Source organism: Acidovorax sp. KNOB132, assembly GCF_057541515.1.
Genome location: NZ_BAAJYT010000276.1, coordinates 1 through 4,540 on the forward strand (window position 1 = coordinate 1; position 4,540 = coordinate 4,540).

Consider the following 4,540-nt stretch of genomic DNA (forward strand, 5'->3'; position numbering starts at 1 on the left):
GGCCTGCACGCCCTGCCCGGCGGCACGCCGGCCATCGTCACCTACGACCCCGCCTACCTGCTGCGCGCGCCCGAGGCCAAGGCCGCCGCCTGGGCCGACCTGTGCCGCGCCCTCGCCACGGTGCGGGCGGCGGGCACCCCCGCGCCCGAGGCGGGCTGACGGAAAAAAAAGCCTTACCGCTACTGCGCGCACGGGCTGCCAGGCCCCGCCGGCCCTCGGCGGGTGTCATGGGATTGACGCAGCGCAATGCCATAATCCGCGGCTTGCATTTTTGGAGATTCCTCCGTGGAAACCTACCCCAGTTGGTAGCTTTCAGCTCCCGGCCTGCCGAGGGTTGAAAGCCGCCCCATCCCTCGCAGAAAAAGCCCACCACACACCGGGAGTGAGCCCACATGCTCAACATTTTCACGCTCGCCAACGGCCGGCTCGTCCAGGAAGAAATCGAATCCCTGGAAGAGCTGGCGCAGTTCCAGCCCATCTGGGTCGACCTGGAGTCGCCCACCCTCGAAGAAAAAACGCTGGGTCAAGCAGCACTACGGCCTCTTCATCCCCGAAGACGCCATGGACGAGGACATCGAGGAATCCGCCCGCTTCTATGAAGAAGACAACGGCGAGCTGCACATCCGCAGCGACTTTCTCATCGACGACGAAGACGACCCGCGCTCGGTGCGCGTGGCCTTCATCCTGAACCTCGTCAACGACACGCTCAAGAGCAAGGGCGTGCTCTTTTCCATCCACGACGAAGACGTGCCCGTCTTCCGCCTGCTGCGCATGCGCGCGCGCCGTGCGCCGGGCCTGATCGAGGATGCGAAGGAGGTGCTGCTCAAGCTCTTCGACGCCGACGCCGAATACTCCGCCGATACCCTCGAAGGCATCTACGACGACCTGAAGAAGGTCAGCGTGCAGGTGCTGGCCGGCGACGTGACCGATGCCCGCGCCGGCGAGGTGCTGGCCGCCATCGCGCGCCAGGAGGACCTGAACGGCCGCATCCGCCGCAACGTGATGGACACGCGCCGCGCCGTGAGCTTCATGATGCGCAGCAAGATGCTCAACGCCGAGCAGTTCGAGGAGGCGCGCCAGATCCTGCGCGACATCGAATCGCTCGATAACCACACGGCGTTCCTGTTCGACAAGATCAACTTCCTGATGGACGCCACGGTCGGCTTCATCAACATCAACCAGAACAAGATCATCAAGATCTTCTCGGTGGCCAGCGTCGCCCTGCTGCCGCCGACGCTGATCGCCAGCGTCTACGGCATGAACTTCAAGTTCATGCCCGAGCTGGACTGGTCGCTGGGATACCCCTACGCGCTGGCGCTGATGGTGGCCAGCGCCCTGGGCCCCATGTGGTACTTCCGAAAGCGCGGCTGGTTGAAGTGACCCCCCTGAGCCGCTGCGCGGCTTCCCCCCCAGGGGGGACGACGCCAGTGGCCCGGCGGAGCCGGTTCCACAGCGTCTGCTGGACTGAAGACGCGCGACGCTGATAGGCGTTTGTTGTGCTGCGTCGAATTGGCCTTAAGCACAATAAACACTAGGGCATGCAGCTATTATTTTTATAGCATCAAGCAACCCTATATTGCGTTTCATGAAGGACGATGCTAAGTGACCTAATAGACTGATTGCATCGAGATTTAGGTTAACTCTTAGTCCAGAAAAGCCTTCATGGTGTTCCAGCAGTGCGTGAACGCAGCCTCCACCGCTTGCAACCAGCGCTGCGTAAAGTACCAATTGTTTCGGATTGAGAAAAAAGTCTGTACTGGTCTTGTTGTTCAATGGGCACAAGCAGACGGTGGTTGGTTCAAGGCCATATCGCTCCTCACTAACCAAGATGCGTTATCTGTCGGTGCGGCCAGTCCTTCCTGGTATCGCCTTAAAAATCTCCTCCAATGATTGCAGGATGCTGAATATAAATTAAATATTTGACAGACGAACAAAAACAACACAGCATTGACTACTTGCCGCCATTTCGGCGTCAAATTCTTTAGGAGTCATAAATGGATGCAGAGCCAATTGGAAAGCGGTTTTTAAATTCCAGCTCCCCTGGAGTTGTTCTGGTTTTTTCTGTAGCCTCCAATACAAGTGGTGCAATAATTCGGACAGGCTACATTAACCCCGTCACCGGAACTGTAAATCTGGTTGCTGGTACAGTGGCGCCTACTGGAATAGGGGATGTTAGTCAGCCAATCATTTTTTCCGGCAACGGAAACTCGGCGGCCGGCTCAAATAGCGAAGTGGTAATGCCGTACCCACTGTATATCCCTGCGGGAATGGGGCTTTGGGTGGCAAACTCAGGACCAGGAGCCATCGCACTTACTTGGGATTTATTATCGTGATGTTTATTGAATAGAAAACACCATTTCACGAAGGCAACTATGAATGCTGTCCCCATAGGAAAGAATTTTGCAACCATTGCCCCTAAAGGCGTGGCGCAATTGGTAGCTCCTTCTGCGAATACCAATGGAATTGTGATCCGAACTTGCTTTTGCAATCCGCAAAATGGCACCGTCAATCTACTCGCGGCAACCAGTGCTCCATCGGGAATTTCAGATACATCCAAGTCAATAATATTCAGTGGAAACGGAAATACCACAACAGGATCCAACACTCAAATATTCATTCCCAAACCGTTATACATTCCCAAAGGTCTTGGGCTGTGGGTTGCAACCTCTGCAAACGCAGGAGTGATTGCCCTCACCTGGGATATTCTAAGTTAATTATCACCAGTGATCAGCTGAAGCACACAATTTTCCTCGTATGCTTCAGTTGATTTACTTTTCAGAGAATTTTTTGATTTCTTATTTGCATAATTTTCGCAAATAATTCAATTCTCTTCACACCACGAACTCAGCATAAAAATAGTGCAGCGATATCTTCACCAACTATTTTTTACCAGGCAAAAATGACCGGGATCAATTTTCCTGAAGAATTTTTATCCTAGGTCAAATGCAATGCTTTTTTTCGCTGCGGTGTTCAAGTAGGATTGATCATGCCCGAGAACCATCTTATCGATCCAGCTGACTACACAAACCCAGACGTGCTTGCTTTGGAGAAAAAGTATATTTTTCGGCAGGCATGGCATTTGGCCGCATTGACCCGCGATATTCCGAACGAACTGGACTACGTCAAGCGGCTCATTGGAGCGACTGATTTGGTGATTCATCGCCATGAAGGCCGCATCGTGGCCTACGCCAATGTATGCCCCCATCGCTTCTCCGCATTCTTCGAGAAGCCCAGCGGCCATGGCCCAATCCGCTGTCCCTACCATCTTTGGACTTACAACGGCGACGGAATGGCGATTGGCGTGCCCCATCGACACAACGAGGCGTTGGCGTGCTATCAGACGGCAGACCTGCGGCTAGAGACTTGGCAGGTGGAAACCCTTGGCGAGTTCATTTTCGTGAGCGCGGAGCCTCGACAGCGCCTGGACGAATTTCTGGGCGCCACTCTGCCCGCCCTGGACCAGATGTCTCGGGCGATAGGAGCAGAGAAACCGAAGAGGGTGCAAGACATCGCAGCCAACTGGAAAGTCGTGCTGCAAAACACTGTGGAATTCGAGCACGCCTTCTCCGTGCACGCGGATACTTTTGCGGCCGACGTGCAAAAGCCCCTTCAGGTGGACAGCGACCCCGACGCTGACAACACCATCTCCTACACCACCCGGCTCAATCCCAAGCGCTACGAGCGCCCGCGTGATGCTCGGGTGAATGAAATCTTCAAACGGGTGCCGGTTCCGTACCCGGATGGCTATCGGCATCACGTGATCTTTCCTGCCACGACCATTGGATACACCGACAACCAGCAGCTTGCCATCATGGATTACCAGCCGACAGGCACTGGCAGTTGCAGGATGTTCGCCCGCCTCTTCAGCTTTGACGTTCCTGACCTCACTCGGGCTGAAATGGCGATGCTGGAAATCGTGGGTCCTTGGCACACCGCCTACGCGGAAAAGCTCTTTGCGGAAGACCAAGCCATCTGTGAGGCAGTGCAACGCGGGCTGTCGTCCAGGCCCTCACGCATGAAGGGCGTTCTGCAACCCGGCGAGCGCCTCGTTCGACGCTTCCAGGAAATCTATCGCCAATGGATGGATCGATAAAACCCCAAGGCGGCAGGTCCACAACACCTGCCGAGACGAACGCTTCCCTTTCCGAAAACCACCCAAAAGCCAAACGGCCCTCCAGCGTAATGACCACTAGGGCATGCAGCTACTATTTTTATAGCACATCTAGAAATCGCCCGATGATGCCATCGGCATACCGGCTGGCCACGGCCTGCACGAAGCGGGGGAAGTCCACGTGCGCGGCGTCGTCCGCGCGGTCGGAGACGGTGCGCACGGCGGCGAAGGGCACGCCGTAGTCGCTGCAGACCTGGGCCACGGCGGCGCCCTCCATCTCCACCGCCAGCACCGCATGGCCGGCGGCGGTGAACGCGTCGCGCAGCGCCTGCGATTCCTGCACGGTCGACACGAAGCGGTCGCCGCTGGCGATCAGGCCCCGGTGCACGCGCGGCGCGCGCAGGGGCGGGGGGCAGTCCGGCGCCGTCC

The 4,540-nt window shown here is 56.7% G+C and carries 4 protein-coding genes and 2 pseudogenes; 4 read left to right on the forward strand and 2 right to left on the reverse strand.

The window, feature by feature from the left end; translation table 11 throughout:
- From AC27IO_RS20830 to AC27IO_RS20840, 3 genes and pseudogenes are all read left to right on the forward strand, one after another.
- Positions 1-159, forward strand: a pseudogene (locus AC27IO_RS20830) (uracil-DNA glycosylase family protein); the annotation flags it as partial.
- 233 nt (positions 160-392) lie between these two features.
- Positions 393-1,380 (forward strand): annotated as a pseudogene (gene corA, locus AC27IO_RS20835) (magnesium/cobalt transporter CorA).
- 282 nt (positions 1,381-1,662) lie between these two features.
- Positions 1,663-1,890: a hypothetical protein gene (locus AC27IO_RS20840; protein WP_498740548.1), complete on the forward strand. Its 228-nt coding sequence runs from the start codon at positions 1,663-1,665 to the stop codon at positions 1,888-1,890.
- Between the two features lie 286 nt (positions 1,891-2,176).
- Here AC27IO_RS20840 and AC27IO_RS20845 read toward each other — a convergent pair whose 3' ends face one another.
- The gene (locus AC27IO_RS20845) at positions 2,177-2,605 is read right to left on the reverse strand and encodes a hypothetical protein (protein WP_498740549.1); all 429 of its coding nucleotides are present in this window, start codon (positions 2,603-2,605) and stop codon (positions 2,177-2,179) included.
- Positions 2,606-2,986: 381 nt separating this feature from the next.
- On the opposite strand from AC27IO_RS20845, the gene AC27IO_RS20850 reads away from it, so the two are divergent.
- Positions 2,987-4,093, forward strand: a complete 1,107-nt coding sequence (locus AC27IO_RS20850) for an aromatic ring-hydroxylating oxygenase subunit alpha (protein ID WP_498740550.1) — start codon at positions 2,987-2,989, stop codon at positions 4,091-4,093.
- 118 nt (positions 4,094-4,211) lie between these two features.
- Here AC27IO_RS20850 and AC27IO_RS20855 read toward each other — a convergent pair.
- Positions 4,212-4,540, reverse strand: a 329-nt coding sequence (locus tag AC27IO_RS20855) for a phosphorylase family protein (protein ID WP_498740551.1), incomplete at its 5' end; no start/stop codon positions are given.

Excerpts from the sequence above, each read along its gene's own strand:
- AC27IO_RS20850 (WP_498740550.1), top strand. The coding sequence starts at position 2,987 with ATGCCCGAGAACCATCTTATCGATCCAGCTGACTACACAAACCCAGAC.
- AC27IO_RS20840 (WP_498740548.1), top strand. The coding sequence starts at position 1,663 with ATGGTGTTCCAGCAGTGCGTGAACGCAGCCTCCACCGCTTGCAACCAG.